We start from the raw sequence: 17,117 nt of genomic DNA on the forward strand, positions 1-17,117 counted from the left end.
GAGAAAGGTTTATGAAAACAGATATCACTAAAATTCGAAAGAACATATATAGCTATATGAAGAAGAAGGCCCTTTCTTTAGAAGGAACTCCTTCGAAAGAGTTTCTATCTTATCAAAGAATACAGAAGAGGCACTCAAATAGAGATTTTCTCGTCTCAAACTTCCAAAGCCTGATTAAATCAATTAAGAAGTCTAAACTCATTTATCTAGGAGACTTTCACTCTCTAGATCAAAGTTCGAGAAACCTACACAGAATTATCCGGGCACTTACTGATTCAAAAGACCAATTAGTTTTAGGAGTGGAGTTTGTTCATATTAAACATCAACACCATATCGATCGTTTTCTAGCAGGACACTTAACTGAGATTGAATTCCTTGAAAATGTAAACTATTACGAATCGTGGAGATTTCCATGGAATCAATACAGAGTTTTCTTCGATCTTGCTAAAGAAAGAGGTTATAAGATTCTAGCTCTAAACTCTAAAGGATCATTAAGCGAAAGAGATACTCGGGCTTCTGAAATCATCGTAAATTACCTCAGTGCTTTTCCATACTCTAAACTCTTAGTTATGTTCGGTGAGTATCACATTGTTCCTACAAAGCTACCTAAAGAAGTTTCAAAGAAGGCCAGAAAAGAATATCGACAAACGATCATTCATCAAAACCTTGACGAGGTCTACTGGAAACTTGAGCAAACCAATATGGGCCGCAAGAAAACACAAGTTATTCAGTTTGAGGATAACGAGTATTCAATTCAATCCTCTGCTCCATGGGTTAAGTACGAAAGTATGATTTACTGGTATGAAAATTTATTAGAAGATCCTGAATTTGATATTCACGACTATGTAATGTCTTCTGGTCTGAAAAGTTTTAATGAGAATGCATCGGATACTTACCTCTTTCTAATTGAAAAGATGCTTTCTGGACTTAATCTGAAACTAGATAGATCTGCTTTAGAAGATTTCAATCTCTACGATCATCATAAGATGAGCTTTATACTTAAGAGACTTGAAAAAATCACAAAACCGACTGTTGGAAAATTCTACAAAGACCTGGTAATCAAAGGTAAGAGCTTTAAAGTTCCCAATTCAAATGATTTCTATTGCTCAAATTATTCAATGAATAGACTGAGCTACTTAGGTGGTATACACCTATGGCACTACCTCAGAAAGTTTGGCAATAATGAAACAGTAAAGATTCTCTCATTTCCTTCACAAGAAAAGAGATTTTCATTTCTAGTTTACCAATTCTGCTTTGCCTATTTTTGCTCAAAAATGATTAATCCATACAGAAAGTGCGATCTCTATGCAGACCTTTTTGAAAAATCTAAAGCGAAGACCTCTAAAGACTCAGACGTCTTTAAGTCTTGTTTAGAACTAATTGAACATGATACGAGAAAGATTAAATTATCACTTACCCTTAAGGGTCAAAGTTTAACTAGCATATATAAAATATCAAAGAGAATTGGATATATGCTTGGAGATATACTCTTTGATCAACACTTTGAAAAAGAATCTAAATCACTTGAGAAAATTTTCAATATTTTACATAAAGAAGAAATGAATGAAGAGAATTATCTAAAGCTTTTAAAGTTACTCCTACCTAAGAGAAAATATAAAAGCTTTAGAAAGAGATTTTTTTAACTATATGACCTGTTCTTGAATCGCAGCAAGAATTTCTTTCTTAGTACCCTTTTGAATGCTTGCAACTCTCTTTTGCTCTACTTCAACATGCTTAAGAACAATTTGAACCTTTGAACCTACAACTTCACTATTAGTATAAAGATTTTCAAAACTCATTGTACCATTAACATCTTCAACTAGTTCGCTCGAGATCTTTAACGCCAGAGGCATATGCTCATCAATATCTCCAAGCCCACTTGCGGCAGTGAGAAAGTCTCTCGAAAATCCAACCCCTGAGTCAGTTAAATTAACACAAACACTTGAGCCTACTCTCTTGGCATTTATAGAAATTCTGTTAGAACTATCACTGCTTTGACAATTCTTTACTGCATTCATTACAACGTTATAAATAACTTGTTCTAGAGCCTCACTCTCACCTTGTACATTTATATTTTCTTTAATATCCAGATCAATCATGACCCCATCTGCCAAAAGCTTATTTGAAAGGTGATCTACAACCTTACTAAGAACTTGATCTAATCCAGTCACTGGACCTTTATACTTAGGAACTTCTCCCTCAGCTTTTAATACTTTAGAATCATCCATTTCAGACTCTAACCAAATTGCATCAAGCTTCGAATCACCCAAGACAGGTGTCTCAAGATCTATAGTTCTCATCTTTGTAGTAGATATATCCGCAACAGGGTTTAAAGCATGGAACTGAGAAAATAGCTCCGAACAATAAACAAGCTGATTTTGCTCCAAAGCCTCTTTAATGATATTTCCAACTTCAGCATGTACAATAGCATCTCCATTTTCAAGCCTTCTTCTAGCGTCTACTTCAAGCTGATTATTCTTTTGTTGTAACTTCTTCTTTTCAACAAAATCCCAAAGAAGTAATAAAGGTGCAAGAATTGAAAGAACAATCAAAAAGAGGTTTAAATTTTCTTTTGATAAAGACATTCCTTCAACTTTTGAAATGACATCTCCCTCTAATTGATCGAATTTAATTTCTAACTTTTCAAATCTATCGCTTAAATTACTTAAAGCAATTTCTCCGCTTTGATCAGAAAATGAACTAGAAGACTCTTCAACTCTTTCATGAAACCAATTTACATCAGTCATTAGAGCATTTATCGACTGAGAAATTTTTCCTGCAACTGCACTAACCTCTTTTTCAAAGAATGCATTTGTTTCAGAAAAACATTCCTCTGTTGTTTTCATAAAACCAGATTCTAAGTACATTGAAGAAGCATCTCCAATAACTTTTGCAGTATAACTTTGATTAACTCTACTAAAGCAAGTCGATAAACCTGCTTGCATTGATTTTAAATTTGATACTTTGGTTGAGACTTGGTGCTGAAAAACACCTGAAAATATAAGCAGGGCCGTAGCTCCAATACCAGCGATTGTTTTTTTCTTACTAAACCAACTTTGAAGTTGCTGCTTCATTTTTCCATTCCTTGGAACCCATTGAGGTCTTATAAATAGATTAATTCGTTTAACCTATTGAAAATCCATGGTTTGTGACTCCATGGAATTATTTGCTACTCCTATTTTTGCAACTCCCATCAAGCGAGTCAAGAACAGGTGAAAAATACCTAATCTTTCCCAATTATGCCTATCTAAACACTTGTTTTTTGGTGTACATTTATAGCATGACCACTTGGGAAAACCTTCAGGTTGAACGAAACTTTATATCCTTTGCCTTCTCCGTAGTTTTGAATCTACTCGTCGTATTGATATGCGGTTTATTTATGAGTAAATCAAGTGAGTATTCTGGTGATCCTAATCTTAAGGGCAAGCAAATTTTTACAGTTGAAAGCTTTGAGAAATTACCACCTAAACAATTTAGAACAGCAGGAGTAAAGGGCGGGAAAAAAGATAGCTTTTCGTCCCAAACCAAACATAAAAGTGGAAATGGTTCTCAAGGTAGCTCAGCAAGTTCTAAAACTCAGCAAGTTAATGAGCAGGCATTAAAACAACTGGCCGCCAGCTCAAAAGCTGGACTAGATTCAAAACCACAAGAAGTAGAAAGACCTATTGAGCGTACTAAAAAAGTTAATGAAAACTCTCAATTTACTTACACTGCAAAAGAGCCTATGAAGCAGAAACTTCAAAGACAACAACAACAACTTCAAGGAGAAGTTCTTCAAAAACTAGCAGCAAGCCCCTACTCAGGTAATGCAATTGCTGGCAAAGGTTTTAATATTCAATTTGAACCACCGGAAGGTGTTCCAGAGGACGAGCTCAATAGTGCAGAAAAGATCTATTTTTCATTTCAAAAGAGAACATATGAAAAATATGTAAATTCATTTGTGAAAACATACTACGAAATTCTTCGTTCAAATCCGATTATTAAGGATGCGATTAATAACCAAAGGCATCGCCTAAATGGTCGAGTTACTTTTGACTCTAACGGGTATATTATTGCTGTAAAAATAATGAGGTCTTCGCAAAGCGATGAGATACATAAGCTTTTTGAAAAGACATTAGACCAGATGAGATCAATTCCTAATCCTCCAAAAGACCTCGTTCAAAAAGATGGTACTTTCACGATTTACTATTCTTTATATATTAATTAAGTAAATTGTAATAGGCCCAAGTTCCGCCCACTAAGGTAATACTGAATAGAAATTGCTTACTTAAAAAGGCGGTCTTAATATCTTTTAAGAACATCATCACTCCGGCCCTTACCTCGTTAACTCTTTTCTTTTTAAGAAGAGTTACTCTCTTTTTAACTCTTAAAGTAAACTCTCGACTCTCTTCTTGAAAGATATCTCTTATTTCTTTTGGTGCTGTTGCAAAAGGGATTTGTCTCTTAAGCGCAGACCTCTCCTGTTTGAGACTTTCAAGTTTAGTTCGACATGAATTACAGCTCTCATAATGCTTTGAAAGAAAACCATCACTTATATCTGAGTTCTCTAAAATTAAAGATGCTTTATGAGAATGAGGGCAATGACTTTGTACAGATTCTAAATTACTTTGCACTAATGATCTCCACAGGACGACCCATAAAGTCGTGAATAGAATCAATTCCTAAATGATAGTTCTGGATAGCGACAACTTTATCTTCACCGATTATCATCGCAATTCGCTCCCACGAAAAGGAGAATTTCTCTCTTAGAAAAACCACCGCTCTTCTATCCATAGGAGTTTGATAAAAAGCTCCAAAACCTTTTGGTATTATATAAGAACCATTCAGTTGAATAGCACGCTTTTTAGAGATTCTATAAATATGGGAAAGTAAATTATCAGTTATAAGCTTTTGTTCACTAGAAAGCGTCTGCGAATTTTGATAATAGCTAACAAGTCTTGGTGACAAATTAGAGTCAACTAATAAAAGTTCTACGGCATCAATTATAAGCTGAGAAGCCTGCAGATCATCAGGTACTAATGCATACGCAAACGGATATAATTCAGCTGATTTCTTTTCTATAAATTTTTCTAAATGCTCTATCATTACATTAATATTACCAATGAGTAGGCTAGGCCGCAACTTGTATTAGTTTAATATTATCATAAGCTTAGATAACCAACTAATTACCTCAAATTCTTTTCTAAAGTTATTTTAGCAACTTGACGATAAAACTAAAGAATAGAAAGAACGAGGATTCTTATGAAAAGAAATTATTTTACTCTTTCAACACTTTTGGTACTGCTTGCACTTACTTCTTGTGTTCAAAAGACAACTAATAAAAAGTCGAGTTCAACTGACAATACTCAGGTCTCTGTAGTTACACCGACTAATGATGGTGCTGACTCAGGAGGAGGAGATACAACAGTCGATCCTACTCTTCCGGCCTATTATAGTCTACCTATCGTTGCAGTTCATGGAACAGCAAATCCAAACTATAACCCACCTCCAAATGGAATTTTTTGGTCTTCCGAAAGAAATGTTGGAGTTAATGATCAGTATATTTTTCAAACAGACTCTAGAATGAATGTTAGAGTTAAAGCTTTATCAGCACCTACTGCAAACTCAATTGATTCAAATGGTATTGCATGTACTCAAAGACCTCTTAATTATACCAAACTACAATTAGATCTTTGTGTAAGAGCTAAGAATGGTAGTTGTGTATTTGAACATTCATTTACAGATGTTGCAGTTAACTCATATTCTCCAGTTAAAGAATTTAGTGTTCCAGCAAATACAAGTGAGCCACTTGTTATTGAAGTAAGAGATGTAAAATGGAACTATGATTATATCTACTATGGTTATGCTAATAGTAGCTACCAGGACGTTACAGAAATGTATGCAGTTTGGTACAAAGACTGCGTTAGGTTTCAAATAGAGTTCGCCACAGACGAAACTCAGGATATTCCTGGACCTAGATACTAAAGTAGATCAATAATATCAAAAGATAAGTTCCTGCCATAGGCCTTTGAAACTTCAACTAAAAGGCCTGGGCAAGTAATATTCACTTCGGAAATACTATCTCCTAGAATATCGAAAGCGACCCAATCAACTCCATATTCTGATAACTTACTACAAATTTCTTCACAAGATTTTCTCTGATACTCACTCAACTTGTAAGTATCGTACGTTGCTCCTTGAGCGATATTAGCTAAGAACTCACCTTCTTTAGGAACTTTCAAAATAGAACCGAGCTCTTTACCTTTAAAGTAGAGACTTCGAACCTCACCCTTAGTGACTTCTTTAGCAAAAGGCTGAGCAACAACTGGACCATTGTATTGTGAAACTTTTCTTAAGAAAATGCTCTTGAAATCGTCATTTAGCGAAACCTTCTCAACTCCAATTCCTTGATATAGGTCTAAGGGCTTCAAAATAAGCTCTGTGTGGCCTTTGTCTTTCATTTTCGTTACAAAGTTAATGAAACCTTCTTTAGAGCTTCCTACATATGTTTCTAGGCTTGATTCGTGCTCATAAGCATAAAGCTTCTCGTTAAAAAGCAAAACACCATCAGGATCATTCAAAACTTCAACTCCAATATGCTTTAAATATCTTTGCATCCAAAGAAATCTTAAATACCTTCCGTCAAATGGTGGATCTAATCTCATATGTAGAACTGATTTGGAATCTGCGTCCCAGAAACGCTCGGTAGTAAGTTTAAAATCTTCTATATAGCAACCATCTTCTTTAAAGTTACCTTCAAAATCATATACTCTCATTTGGGGTATCTCATTATTTACAATAAAGAAGTCATCTTCAAAGATTAAGGAAACATCATAACCTCTGCGCTTCAAAGAAAGAGCAAACATTAAGCTAGAATCTTTTTTAGGAACTAATTTTGAGAGTGGATCGATTAGAAGAATTTGTCTTTTCATATTGCTGCTTTAGTTTTTAGTTTTAATCTATTTATTTATTGATTTAAAGAGCCACTCTGAAAAAGAAATCTTCTTGTCGGAATTCTTATACAGCTTAAGCTCATTTTCAATATAATCAAAAAAATGGACGAGGTCACCCTCTGTCGAGCTTCTTAAAAGCTTAATTTTATCTACTTTATTTTGATATGTCATAAATGCAGCTAAGGATGCTTGATTCCAATCTCTCTTTAAAAAGTAACACTTATTGTCATCAACATTAAACTCCGAGCAAACCTGAGAAATTTTAGGCCTCAATTTTTCTTCTACAAGCTTATCAATTAGTTTAGATGAATCTTCTTTTGAAATTGCTGGATCGGAAGTAAGCTTTAAGTTCACTGCCCTTGCAAATTCCACCGTTTGCTTTGACAAGCTCTTTGATAAAAGGTCTTTCTTACGCAGTTTATCTTTTAACTCAACGTCAGATTTGAAATATTCAAGAACCATCTCTTTGGCAAAATAGTCAGCAAGGTTTTCATTGAGCTCAACCTCATCTTTTACAAAGAAGATAGTATGAAATAATTCATGAAATATAAGGTCTGCAAGTTCATATTCATCAAAGATAAAAAATGATGAAAGTATAGTATCTGTAAAGTATCCTAATGTTGAATAAGCATACACAGGCCTAATATATGTTACGAGCCCTTTTTTCTCTTGTTCGGTTGCATACTTCTTTGCCGAATCTTTTTGAAAAAAACCCAAATATGGAAAGCATCCCATTACCGGAAAGCATTCTTCTAAGGCCTCTATCTTATTATGCTTAGATACGATGACTAGATAAGTTACCGCTTCATCTTGTAAGATGGTCGTTTCAGAATAAATACTTGTCTCTTTCTTTTGCCAGTATTTATAAAAGAACGTCTTATATTCTTCAATTAATTTAATCTTCTCTTTATCTGCTTTGGAAACTCGAACATCCGATAAAACAAGCTCATTACTCCTTGCCTTACTCAACAACCCTAACTGACCACTTCCCTGCTCAGCTAAATATCCTATTTTCGCACAGGAAATCAAAGTTAATAGAAAAAGGTACTTTAAAGAAGACAAGTGAATCCGACGGTATATCTGAGATCGTCTTTCGCCCCATCCCAATCAAATGCTCGAATATAAGTTTGTACCGAACCTCTTAAACTAATACGTTTAGATAATCTCAGCTTTATACTAAAAGTTCCAAACATAGAATCATCTCTCGTCTTAAGAGTTGGTTGAACCGAAGTTGTTGTTACCCCGGTAGAGTCATTTCTAATTTTATAATCTGTTTTAGTTTTCTTAAAAATTTTAGCATAACCCAAACTTAAAGACGGAACTAAGAAGGCCTTTCTTGGTGCAAATGCTTGACGCAATCCAATTCCATAATTCTTAGATTCAATATGAGTCTGCTGACCTAATACGGAAATACTTAAATCCGTATAAGAAACCGTCTCATTAACAATTGTCGTATCTTCAGTGTCGTAATAGTTAAGCTCAATCGCTGTTGTAGACCATAAATGTGCAGCGATTGTCCCCCCCCAAGTTCTGGTAGTGGATTTACTTTGCCTATTTGTTCCGAAAATATCTCGATCATAGCTAAAATCACTACCGATCTCTATCAACGCAAGTGAATTACCGGAAATAAGAAATAGTATGATTAATTTTAAAATAGACTTTGGCATTTTTACCCCGTGCGATTTTATTCGCAGTATGTTGTCTATTTTACTAGACTTAGAGGGGAAAAATCCCCTACAGGCACTATTTGCATGCCTGCAGGTTAAATAAGCATCTAATTTTATTGAATTGTTGGAATTCTCTTACCTAGAACAACTTGAAGTTCTCCTTGGCAAGATAGTGCTGTGGCCGATGTCACTTTAACGTCAACCCAGTTCCACTGTAGATTTTCATTTTCGTCTTTAGGTAGAAAGTGGATGATTCTATTACAATTCGTTCTACCTTTCCATTTAGTTTCACCCTTAAAAGTATTCTTACCTTCGACTAAGATTCTAAAAGTTTTACCTTCCATCTTAGCTCTTATATTTGCCTGTAACTTTAACTGATGAAGTTGAATTTCTCGCAATCTTGCACCACGAATATCGTCACTTAAATGATCCTCTACTCTAGCAGCTCTTGTTTTATTTCTTTTAGAGTATGCATAAGAATAAATGAAATCAAATTGAGCGTTATCAAGTAACTTCAAAGTATCTTGATGTTCTTCATCTGTTTCATTAACAAAACCAGCAATAATGTCTGAAGAAACAACTATTTCAGGTTGAACTTCTCTAAGCTTATTAACTCGGTCAAGATAGTGCTCAATAGTATATTCTCTATTCATTCTCTTTAAAACTGAATTTGATCCCGATTGAACAGGCAGATGTAAGTGTTTAGCTAGTTTTTTAGAAATCCCATGAACCATTATTAATTCATCAGAAATATCGTAAGGATGACTTGTTGTGTATCTAATTATTTCAAGTCCATCTAATTCTTCGAGTTCTAAAATAAGTTGGGCCAAGGACTCTCCATTATCTTTTCCAAAAGAATTAACATTTTGACCAAGTAGTGTGACTTCCTGAATTCCCTGATATTTAACAAGACGGCGAATGTCCTCAACAACTTCTTCGACTCTTCTTGATCTTTCTTTCCCTCGCGTATAAGGAACAATACAGTATGTACAATACTTGTTACATCCTTTGATAATATTCACAAAGGCCTGTGGAGTATCATGAGAAACTTTAGTCTCTATAGAGAAGTTTTCAGATCTATCCCAACTATTAATTACAAATTTACTATCACCGGCGTAAGTTCTGTAAACCATATCGTTAATTGAATCGATTGTGTCTGGACCAAAAGCAAAGTCTAGATGCTTATATTTTTTTACAAGCTCCTTCCCTTCAGTCTGAGCAACACATCCACCTACTCCAACAACTAAATTGTCTTTTTTCGCTGCTTTTTGATGCTTCATATTCCCAAGGTGGGAGTAGAATTTGTTATTTGCCAGATCTCTAACCGCGCAAGTATTGAATAAAACCAGATCAGCGTCATCAACTTCTTCAACAGGTGTAAAGTTCAAGTTCTTAAGGTGGGCCAATAATCTATCAGTATCATGATAATTCATTTGGCAGCCGTAAGTTTTCATCCAAACTTTTCTTGGAGGAAAAATAACATCACCCATTTTTACGAAATTCTGGCCTGTGGCCTCATCAATAAACCATTGTTCTTTAGGACCGTTTTCATCACGTAGCCCTAAGCCAGTTGGATTTGTTTCCATTTAAGTAATCTCCGAATTAATCATGGGAAATGAAAGAAAGATGCTAAGGCAAAGAATCCAAAAGATCCTTACAAATAACAAAACTTTCCAATCCAAATCCCGTCAGTTATTTAGCCTGCCGATTAAGCTTGAAAGTGGGCGCAAGTTATCAATTTCATGAATAAAAGTAAACGAGTATTTTGGTTTGTGTCATCTTTTCAGGAGCTAAACTACTGATTACACGAAACATAACCATACAGCGAATTTCAAAAAGGGCTGCCAAGACCATAGGCAAATGCTGAGAATCGAAATTTGGGACAAAAAAAAAGGCCTCATAAGAGGCCTTTAAGTTATTGAAATAATTCAATTACTTTTTCTTAGCTGGTGCTTTTTTCTTAGTAGTTTTCTTAGCAGCTACTTTCTTAGTTGCTTTCTTTGCTACTTTCTTAGTTGCTTTCTTCGCAACTTTTTTCTTAGTTGCTTTCTTAGTCGCTTTCTTCGCAACTTTCTTCTTAGTTGCTTTCTTAGCTACTTTTTTCTTAGCAACTTTCTTCTTAGTTGCTTTCTTTGCAACTTTTTTCTTAGCTACTTTCTTCTTAGTTGCTTTCTTTGCAACTTTTTTCTTAGCTACTTTCTTAGTTGCTTTCTTAGCTACCTTTTTCTTAGCTACTTTCTTCTTTGCAACTTTTTTCTTAGCTACTTTCTTAGTTGCTTTCTTTGCAACTTTTTTCTTAGTAGCTGCTTTCTTAGTGGCTTTTTTAGCTACCTTTTTTGTAGCTTTCTTTTTTACTGCCATTGACATCCTCCTGGTTTTTAACACTTATAACTTCAGAATAAACATAATTTTATTTTAACGCAAACAAAAAAATACTCTTTTGAAGTGTTTCTGCTAAAAATCATTTATTCTTCGATTTCTTAGAATTTCGGCTAAAGTTTTAAATAACTTTACAAAAAAAAAACACTTCGCCCTAACACACGATGAACAAGTGCTTTCAACGTTTTCATTTTTTCATTTTTTTATAATTTCTTCTCAATGAGATAAGTTATTAGCAGTTTTTTTTTGAAAAAAAAGAATGAAAAAAAAATTTCGATGATTCTATATTTTTTTCAGTTAAGACGAAAAAAATGCCCCTTTAAGGGGCATAAGGGCAACTTTTATTGGCACTTCTTTTACAAATTTTCTCTAAAAGTTATCTTTTTATAATTATATATTTTGAATTAAGAGTATATAAAGATCAATTCTTCTGATGAATTTATCTCTACTGTTACCTTTCCACCCTTTTCTAGTTTTCCAAAAAGCACTTCATTAGAAAGTGGCTTCTTGATTTGTTGATCGATGATTCGGCCAATTGGTCGAGCTCCCATTTTTGGATCATACCCAGTTTTTGCTAACCATTCTTTCGTTTTTTCACTAACAATAAGCTCAACGTTCTTCGCAGCAAGCCTATTTTCTAAATCTAATAAAAACTTTTCTACAATTCTTAGAATGAACTCAGTTCCAAGCTTATTAAATTGAATTATTCCATCTAAGCGGTTACGAAACTCAGGACTAAAGAAGTTCTTAAGAGCTTGATCACGTTTCGTAGTGTTACCATCTAGAGAACTTCCTCCTAGACCTATTTTACCGGCCTCCATTTGCTTTGCACCCGCATTTGTTGTCATTATGATGACTGTATTCTTAAAGTCTGTAGTACGCCCCTGAGAGTCTGTGAGGGCCCCATGATCCATCACTTGTAACAGAATATTATATACATCTGGATGTGCTTTCTCAATTTCATCTAAAAGAAGGATACAATGAGGATTCTTTTTAATAGCATCTGTTAAGATACCTCCATTATCATGACCCACATATCCAGGAGGAGCACCGATCAGCTTAGCAACCGAATGCTTTTCCATATATTCAGACATATCAATTCTTTGTAAGTGGCTACCAAGATTTTCTGCTAATTGCTTGGCCAGCTCAGTCTTTCCAACTCCAGTTGGTCCTGCAAATAGAAAACTCGCCATAGGTTTATCTTCATGACCAAGCCCAGATCTTGATAATATAATCGCATCAGCAACTCTATCAACCGCCTCATCTTGTCCATAAATAGACATATGAAGATTAGACTTAAGATTCTTTAATCTATCCTTGTCATCTCCGCTGACACTAATGCGTGGTATTTTTGCAAGTTTAGCAACTATCAGCTCTATATCTCGCTTTGTTATATTAGCTTTTCTCTTATTTGCTGGTAATAAGTGAACACTGGCCCCAGCTTCATCTATAACATCTATAGATTTATCTGGATTCTTCCTATCATTTATAAACTTATTCGATAGCTCTACCGCCGATCGTAAAACAGCATTAGAGAACTTAACTCCGTGGTGTTCCTCAAATTTAAACTTCAATCCCTTTAAAATTTTATAAGTATCTTCTAAACTTGGCTCATCAACGTCAATTTTTTGAAACCTTCTGCTAAACGCATGATCTTTTTCAATAAACTTTCGATATTCATCTTGAGTTGTAGAACCTATACAACGAACTCTTCCAGAAGATAGCGCAGGTTTTAGTAAATTTGATGCATCCATCGAACCACCATTCGTGGCACCTGCTCCCATTACAGTATGGATTTCATCTATAAAGACAATAGTCTTCTCTCCTCTATCTTCCATAGCTTCAATATCTTTAAGTACATTTTTCAGTCTTTGTTCAAAGTCACCTCTAAACTTTGCTCCAGCTAAAAGTGCTGCCATATCTAAGCTAAAAATAGTCGTATTTAGCAAGACTTCTGGAACACTGCCTTGCTCGATAGACCAAGCAAGTCCTTCTGCAATAGCAGTTTTTCCTACACCGGCATCTCCTGTTAGCAATGGATTATTTTTTCTGCGACGACAAAGAATTTCTACAATACGATTAAGCTCATCTTCGCGACCAATAATTGGATCAATTTTGTTTTGCTTTGCAAGGGTATTTAGATTAATACAAAACTCTTCTAGACCTTTAGATTTTTGATTCTTCTTTATATCATGAGATTCTTCGGACTCACTATCTAGAGGAGCAAATTCTCCTTCTTCTTCACTTGTCAGAGGCTCATCTGGACCATGAGCAATATGTTTAACAACATCAAATCTTTCAATTCCTTGATTCAATATTGTGTATAGAGCAAATGACTCTTTTTCCTGAAACATTGCAACAAGAATATTAATTCCTCTAATATGTCTTTTACCAGATGACTGGACATGGATAGCGGCCCTTTGAATTACACGTTGAAGCGCAACAGAAATTTCTGGTTGATATATAATTCCATTATCACCAGCGAGTTTTCTAAGCTCTTCATCAACGAATTGCTGTTCACTTAGATCTTGGACTTCACCTTCACTTAAGATGCTAAAATTTTCATTATCATGAATAAACTGCTCAAGTTGTTGCTTAATTTCATCAACATTGGCACCACAATCATGCAAAACCTCTAATACCTGATCATCATCGAGCATAGATAGCAAAACGCTTTCTAGAGTTAAGTACTCATGTCTAAACTCATTTGCTAAGCGGATTGCTTGATTAATTATTACTTCTAATTTCTTTGACATCATATTTTCCTCTTATGACTCTGGCTCTATTGAGCATTTCAATGGATGTCCATTTTCCTTGGCCTCTCTTAAGACTTTGGAAGATTTACTTTCAGCGATTTCAAAACTATAGACTCCACAAACACCTACACCCTCTTTATGAACCTTCAACATTATCGCCTGAGCTTCATCCATATTCTTGTGAAAAATTTTCTGAAGTACATAAACGACAAACTCCATTGTTGTGTAATCATCGTTATGAATGAGAACTTTGTATTTTTTTGGTTTTTTGACCTTAATTTTCTTAATTGTGGCCAATTCACCATCATTTTCTTCATCCTCACCTGAATTAAAGATGGGTCTCATATTAAATTCGTCAAGGTTTTCCAATAGAAGTTGTTCAATCATTTTATTCTCTCATTTACACTAGTTACCAAAGTTATTATCCTTTTATTAAATACTCTTTTCAACTATGCATAAGCTTAATTGATGTAATTTTATAAAAAAAGGCCTTAACAATGAATTTTTGGGACATATTTACTACAAAAGAAGAGAAATCTAATATTTCTAATCTAAAACAAAAGATTAATGACAATTTTCCTCAATTAGAGGAGAACGCAAAAATCTTACTTGCTAGTCTTTCTGGCCTGTGTGCAAGAGTAGCATATGTTGACTTCGATATCTGTCCAAAAGAAGCGAAACAAATTAAAAACTCTGTTCTAAAATGGATGGATTTCTCAGAACAGGAGGCCCAATTCGTAGCGGACTTAGCAATAAATGAAGTCAAAGAACTCGCTGGCCTAGATAATAGAAGCTACTGTACAGCACTAAACGATATTTTAGATAATGAAAAAAAACTTCATGTCTTAGAGACTCTTTTTCAAATTTCAGCAGCAGATGGAAATGTTGAACAATTAGAAAGTGAAGAAATCCGTATTATTTGCACAGGTCTATTACTTGAGCATAAACATTTCATATCTGCGAGAGCAACAGTTGCAAACTCAATTGGCGCCTTAAAGAAAAGTTAAATTTAATAATTTCTTTTTTCGTTTATATTTATTCTTATTCAAAAGGAGTATTTATGAATGCATTGCTATTGAGCTTAACTATCTTACTTTCATCTAACGCATTTGCTCAAAGAGCAAAGAAAATGGAACTGGTTACATTTGTTAAAGAAGCAACAGAGTTTGCCAAAAATGAAGGTAAGGAAAAATCCTGCGCAGAATTTACCGATGGATCAAAGTTTAAGAGGGGTGAATTTTATATTTTTGCATATGATTATAAGGGTACTGTTCTCTGTCATGGTGGTAAAAAGGCCCTGGTTGGCAAGAACCTTATAAATCTAAAAGATAAAAAAGGTAATTTACTCATTCAAGAGCTGATAAAAAAAGCGCAATTAGGCTCTGGAAACTATAAGTATTATTGGGAACATCCAGAATCCAAAGAAGTTAAGCTCAAACTGGGATATGTCGAGTCTATTGATAAGACTTGGTGGATCGGATCTGGCATATATTACGAAGAAAAGAACTAGTCACAATATTTTTTAATCAGCGAGTTTCGGTACTTTTGTGGGATATTATCTCCTAGATCTAATGTACACATTAAGTTACCGCTCTCTCTTTCTAATTCAAAATAAACGATTTCTTCATTTCTTGCGTCATAATACTCAATATAACAGTCTCTAAAACCTAGTATATGCCCAAATTCGTGAGCGACAGTTTTTACTTCAAGCTCTCCTCTAAGAGAATTGCTAAGAAAAATGGTAGGGCCACTATCATCGGAAACCATAGATACTCTCGAGTTTGATTTTTTAATTGAAAACCCTTTAGCAGAAGATACGAATTCAATTTGAAAGTTCTGATTATCCCAGTACTTTTTAATGGCCTTTCTACTTAACACATCAACCGTTCCTTCTTTATATGGAACTTTTAGAAATACTTTTTTTCCACTCTTAGAACAATTTAGAGGAAGGCTTACACCTTTTGGTTCAAATAAAACCGAATTATATTTCTTTCTTACTACCTTCAGTAAATCACGAATATAAGAGTTCCTCTTATTTTTAATCGCAAAAAAATCATATTCTATTTCGCATAGTGCAGCTGCCTTTACTAAAGTACACATTCTAATAGCTTTATTTCTAATTTCAATACTGTCTTTTTCTATAATACGGCCATCACTAACTCTCACACAGTCTTCTTTACAGAATTGAGACTCTAAAGTTAAGAAGTCTTTTATTTCCTCATTATTGTTTCTGACAAGGTCTCCGAGGTGACACTGATGAAAACTCCATCTCGTCACAACTCGTTCTAAAGCATTTCTTTTCTTTATTAATTCAATCCAGTTTACTTCAGTAGTGCTTACAGTATTTATAGACTGAGATTTATTTATTTCTTCTTGTAAGTCTTGAATTAAGGACTCTATTAACTCTCTTCCAACAAGAAGCGGGGAAAGTAAATTACTATTTCCCATATTAATATTTTGAATAGGTAAAAGATATTGACGCCCACTACGTTGAATCATTCTCTCAGCGGTCATTATAATGTTTTTAGCTTCTTTTACTAAAACACTAGAATTAACTTGTGAACAATTTTGCATGCTCTTAGAAGCACTCATAATTGCCTCAGACTCACTTGATTGTAACGAAGAGTTTTTCTTCACTCCACAAGAGCTCAAGATAAACAAAATGATTATCATTTGAACAAGCGAAAAGCTTTTAGTCATAAGAGAGCTCCAAGTACCCATAATAAGATATTTAAATTAATAAGTAATACTTATTACAAATCTTAGGCCAACAAGAAGATCTGAGTATTTTGTCTAGTTTTTAGACACTCTAGGAGTTAATACGAATCACTATAATACATTTATCAAAATGTTCTAAAAGTAGAAATGAAAGTAATCCAAGAATTAATAGATAGAAGTAATAAAGAACTTTTGAGTTTTCTGGTTCAAAAAAAATGCCTCACTTAGTGAGGCATATTTATTTTAAGCTACGTAATCTTCGTCGTATTCACCCCATGCCATTTCTGGATCATAGACTTCAATATCTTTACCGGCCTTTCTTTGCTTATTATTCTTCCACTTACCTTTTCTCTTAGAAAGCTGTTTTTCAAGCTTATCTACAACTACATCAATAGTTTTATAGAGACTATCTGTGTGCCCTGTGGCGTGATAGTGAAACATTGGCCCATTGAGATCGACTTCAGCATAGTGTTGTCCATCTTTTACAAAACAGCTCCACTTTAGCTTAATTTCTCCATCAATAAACTTTTCAAGTTTAGCTGATTTTTCATGAATTCTTTCATCTAGCGCTTGAGTATGCTCTAGGTGAAGAAATGAGATAGTCACTTTCATAAACGTCCTACTCCTGTCGTTATGTTTACTACAGACTCAAATTGAGAGTGTAG

General features: G+C 34.4%; 17 protein-coding genes. 5 read left to right on the forward strand and 12 right to left on the reverse strand.

Annotated features, from left to right (window positions below):
• The first annotated feature begins 11 nt into the window (after positions 1-11).
• The gene (locus DPQ89_RS02135) at positions 12-1,643 is read left to right on the forward strand and encodes a ChaN family lipoprotein (RefSeq protein ID WP_127714695.1); all 1,632 of its coding nucleotides are present in this window, start codon (positions 12-14) and stop codon (positions 1,641-1,643) included.
• Here DPQ89_RS02135 and DPQ89_RS02140 read toward each other — a convergent pair whose 3' ends face one another.
• Positions 1,644-3,074 (reverse strand): HAMP domain-containing sensor histidine kinase, encoded by a 1,431-nt coding sequence (locus DPQ89_RS02140; protein ID WP_127714697.1) that lies wholly within the window; start codon positions 3,072-3,074, stop codon positions 1,644-1,646.
• 305 nt (positions 3,075-3,379) lie between these two features.
• On the opposite strand from DPQ89_RS02140, the gene DPQ89_RS02145 reads away from it, so the two are divergent.
• The gene (locus DPQ89_RS02145; RefSeq protein ID WP_127714699.1) at positions 3,380-4,207 is read left to right on the forward strand and encodes a hypothetical protein; all 828 of its coding nucleotides are present in this window, start codon (positions 3,380-3,382) and stop codon (positions 4,205-4,207) included.
• Here the strand turns inward: DPQ89_RS02145 and DPQ89_RS02150 are convergent.
• Positions 4,200-4,613: a hypothetical protein gene (locus DPQ89_RS02150; RefSeq protein WP_127714701.1), complete on the reverse strand. Its 414-nt coding sequence runs from the start codon at positions 4,611-4,613 to the stop codon at positions 4,200-4,202. The two genes, DPQ89_RS02145 and DPQ89_RS02150, sit on opposite strands and share 8 nt — an antisense overlap.
• Positions 4,603-5,085 carry a hypothetical protein gene (locus DPQ89_RS02155; RefSeq protein WP_127714703.1) on the reverse strand — a complete coding sequence of 161 codons (483 nt, stop codon included), beginning with the start codon at positions 5,083-5,085 and terminating at the stop codon, positions 4,603-4,605. The genes DPQ89_RS02150 and DPQ89_RS02155 overlap by 11 nt, the downstream gene beginning before the upstream one ends.
• Positions 5,086-5,241: 156 nt before the next feature.
• On the opposite strand from DPQ89_RS02155, the gene DPQ89_RS02160 reads away from it, so the two are divergent.
• Positions 5,242-5,964 (forward strand): hypothetical protein, encoded by a 723-nt coding sequence (locus tag DPQ89_RS02160; RefSeq protein ID WP_127714705.1) that lies wholly within the window; start codon positions 5,242-5,244, stop codon positions 5,962-5,964.
• Here the strand turns inward: DPQ89_RS02160 and DPQ89_RS02165 are convergent.
• The 7 genes from DPQ89_RS02165 to clpS form a co-directional block, all read right to left on the reverse strand.
• Positions 5,961-6,911 carry a hypothetical protein gene (locus DPQ89_RS02165; protein WP_127714707.1) on the reverse strand — a complete coding sequence of 317 codons (951 nt, stop codon included), beginning with the start codon at positions 6,909-6,911 and terminating at the stop codon, positions 5,961-5,963. The two genes, DPQ89_RS02160 and DPQ89_RS02165, sit on opposite strands and share 4 nt — an antisense overlap.
• Before the next feature lie 27 nt (positions 6,912-6,938).
• Positions 6,939-7,994: an aminopeptidase gene (locus DPQ89_RS02170; protein ID WP_164848220.1), complete on the reverse strand. Its 1,056-nt coding sequence runs from the start codon at positions 7,992-7,994 to the stop codon at positions 6,939-6,941.
• Entirely contained in the window at positions 7,982-8,599 is a 618-nt protein-coding gene (locus DPQ89_RS02175) for a hypothetical protein (RefSeq protein WP_127714711.1), read from the reverse strand. The genes DPQ89_RS02170 and DPQ89_RS02175 overlap by 13 nt, the downstream gene beginning before the upstream one ends.
• A gap of 113 nt (positions 8,600-8,712) precedes the next feature.
• Positions 8,713-10,185: a tRNA (N6-isopentenyl adenosine(37)-C2)-methylthiotransferase MiaB gene (gene miaB / locus DPQ89_RS02180; protein WP_127714713.1), complete on the reverse strand. Its 1,473-nt coding sequence runs from the start codon at positions 10,183-10,185 to the stop codon at positions 8,713-8,715.
• A gap of 346 nt (positions 10,186-10,531) precedes the next feature.
• Positions 10,532-10,960, reverse strand: coding sequence for a histidine biosynthesis protein HisIE (locus DPQ89_RS18805; RefSeq protein WP_127714716.1), 429 nt, complete (start codon positions 10,958-10,960; stop codon positions 10,532-10,534).
• 422 nt (positions 10,961-11,382) lie between these two features.
• Positions 11,383-13,734 (reverse strand): ATP-dependent Clp protease ATP-binding subunit ClpA, encoded by a 2,352-nt coding sequence (clpA, locus tag DPQ89_RS02190; protein ID WP_241558767.1) that lies wholly within the window; start codon positions 13,732-13,734, stop codon positions 11,383-11,385.
• A gap of 12 nt (positions 13,735-13,746) precedes the next feature.
• Entirely contained in the window at positions 13,747-14,121 is a 375-nt protein-coding gene (gene clpS / locus DPQ89_RS02195) for an ATP-dependent Clp protease adapter ClpS (protein ID WP_206611126.1), read from the reverse strand.
• Between the two features lie 110 nt (positions 14,122-14,231).
• On the opposite strand from clpS, the gene DPQ89_RS02200 reads away from it, so the two are divergent.
• Together DPQ89_RS02200 and DPQ89_RS02205 are read left to right on the forward strand one after the other, a co-directional pair.
• On the forward strand, positions 14,232-14,741 hold the full coding sequence (locus DPQ89_RS02200; RefSeq protein ID WP_127714720.1) for a TerB family tellurite resistance protein: 510 nt from the start codon (positions 14,232-14,234) through the stop codon (positions 14,739-14,741).
• Between the two features lie 53 nt (positions 14,742-14,794).
• Complete coding sequence (locus tag DPQ89_RS02205) at positions 14,795-15,244, forward strand: cache domain-containing protein (protein WP_127714722.1); 450 nt, start codon at positions 14,795-14,797, stop codon at positions 15,242-15,244.
• On the opposite strand, the gene DPQ89_RS02210 is transcribed toward DPQ89_RS02205, so the two are convergent.
• Both DPQ89_RS02210 and hpf read right to left on the reverse strand, forming a co-directional pair.
• Positions 15,241-16,434 carry a hypothetical protein gene (locus tag DPQ89_RS02210; protein ID WP_127714724.1) on the reverse strand — a complete coding sequence of 398 codons (1,194 nt, stop codon included), beginning with the start codon at positions 16,432-16,434 and terminating at the stop codon, positions 15,241-15,243. The genes DPQ89_RS02205 and DPQ89_RS02210 overlap by 4 nt on opposite strands.
• A gap of 261 nt (positions 16,435-16,695) precedes the next feature.
• A complete protein-coding gene (hpf, locus tag DPQ89_RS02215; RefSeq protein ID WP_127714726.1) occupies positions 16,696-17,064 on the reverse strand; it encodes a ribosome hibernation-promoting factor, HPF/YfiA family in 369 nt (122 codons plus the stop codon).
• Positions 17,065-17,117: the final 53 nt, after the last annotated feature.

It is taken from the genome of Halobacteriovorax sp. HLS, from assembly GCF_004006665.1.
Taxonomy (GTDB): Bacteria; Bdellovibrionota; Bacteriovoracia; order Bacteriovoracales; family Bacteriovoracaceae; genus Halobacteriovorax.

Bases quoted from the DNA above. Each gene is read 5' to 3' on its own strand.
- DPQ89_RS02135 (WP_127714695.1), top strand. From the start codon at position 12: ATGAAAACAGATATCACTAAAATTCGAAAGAACATATATAGCTATATG.
- clpS (WP_206611126.1), bottom strand. From the start codon at position 14,121: ATGATTGAACAACTTCTATTGGAAAACCTTGACGAATTTAATATGAGA.
- DPQ89_RS18805 (WP_127714716.1), bottom strand. From the start codon at position 10,960: ATGGCAGTAAAAAAGAAAGCTACAAAAAAGGTAGCTAAAAAAGCCACT.
- DPQ89_RS02145 (WP_127714699.1), top strand. From the start codon at position 3,380: ATGAGTAAATCAAGTGAGTATTCTGGTGATCCTAATCTTAAGGGCAAG.
- DPQ89_RS02140 (WP_127714697.1), bottom strand. From the start codon at position 3,074: ATGAAGCAGCAACTTCAAAGTTGGTTTAGTAAGAAAAAAACAATCGCT.
- DPQ89_RS02165 (WP_127714707.1), bottom strand. From the start codon at position 6,911: ATGAAAAGACAAATTCTTCTAATCGATCCACTCTCAAAATTAGTTCCT.
- miaB (WP_127714713.1), bottom strand. From the start codon at position 10,185: ATGGAAACAAATCCAACTGGCTTAGGGCTACGTGATGAAAACGGTCCT.
- DPQ89_RS02160 (WP_127714705.1), top strand. From the start codon at position 5,242: ATGAAAAGAAATTATTTTACTCTTTCAACACTTTTGGTACTGCTTGCA.
- hpf (WP_127714726.1), bottom strand. From the start codon at position 17,064: ATGAAAGTGACTATCTCATTTCTTCACCTAGAGCATACTCAAGCGCTA.
- DPQ89_RS02210 (WP_127714724.1), bottom strand. From the start codon at position 16,434: ATGACTAAAAGCTTTTCGCTTGTTCAAATGATAATCATTTTGTTTATC.
- DPQ89_RS02200 (WP_127714720.1), top strand. From the start codon at position 14,232: ATGAATTTTTGGGACATATTTACTACAAAAGAAGAGAAATCTAATATT.
- clpA (WP_241558767.1), bottom strand. From the start codon at position 13,734: ATGTCAAAGAAATTAGAAGTAATAATTAATCAAGCAATCCGCTTAGCA.
- DPQ89_RS02155 (WP_127714703.1), bottom strand. From the start codon at position 5,085: ATGATAGAGCATTTAGAAAAATTTATAGAAAAGAAATCAGCTGAATTA.
- DPQ89_RS02175 (WP_127714711.1), bottom strand. From the start codon at position 8,599: ATGCCAAAGTCTATTTTAAAATTAATCATACTATTTCTTATTTCCGGT.
- DPQ89_RS02205 (WP_127714722.1), top strand. From the start codon at position 14,795: ATGAATGCATTGCTATTGAGCTTAACTATCTTACTTTCATCTAACGCA.